This is a genomic window from Oleiphilus sp. HI0086, assembly GCF_001635225.1.
In genome coordinates this window covers 1-810 of sequence record NZ_LWFZ01001034.1, presented here as the reverse complement: position 1 = coordinate 810, position 810 = coordinate 1, and the positions used below count along the sequence as shown (strand labels likewise).

Here is an 810-nt window from a genome sequence, read left to right as displayed (position 1 = left end):
GTTGTCGGTAATAAGCAACACCTGCGGCTTGTGCAGCAATTCGGTCAGTGGCGTAGGTCATTGCCAAATAGCCTTGGACTCCTGCCTGGATGATATTTCCTACCACGTCATGTTTCGTCAAACTCGCTGAATTGTCTGCTTCAAGCTGTGCTTGGGTATTTTCCAACTTTGTTTGTAAGTCCTCGAGTTGTGTTGGGCTGATCCCTTGCATATCAATTCCAATCGCTTGGTATTGGCCAGCCACAACATTGTTTTCAGTAAACTTGAAGCTCTGTTGTGCCGGTGCAAAACCTAAACGTGTCTTTAAGGACTCACCTAAGGCAATTGCTGGCGTACTGTGTACCACCTCACCGTCAACCGTTAACTCACCAATCATTTGAATTGCACCTGCGGGTAAACTGCTTGGCAGATCATCAACAGTTTCAATCGTCTCGGGTAAATAGCTTTCGATCGCCGCTTCATCGTCTGCCGTAGCGGGACGGAAGCTGAAGGCGATATCTTTACCTACAAGATTAGTCGTGAAGTCTGATAATTCAAAGTATTCACTCCCCCAGCTGAAGCTTTGGCCATAATCGTAACTGATGGCAGAACCCACTTGATAATGGAACTTATGAAATAAGGTTTCAGGAAGGTGATCAATGGTTGCGCTGAATTCAATCTCATAGCCCAGAGCAACTTCTTCAAGTGCTAAAAACTCGCTAGGAATGATGGTTTGCAAGCCCAACACATCGCCCAATGTTGCGTTTGGCGCATTGTTATTTAGATAGGTTTCCAATTCAGTTTGATAGTTGGCCAACTCCGTTTCAATTA

At 45.3% G+C, this 810-nt stretch carries 1 pseudogene; it reads right to left on the bottom strand.

The features are described from left to right. Positions 1–810: pseudogene (locus tag A3756_RS27960) on the bottom strand (hypothetical protein); the annotation flags it as partial.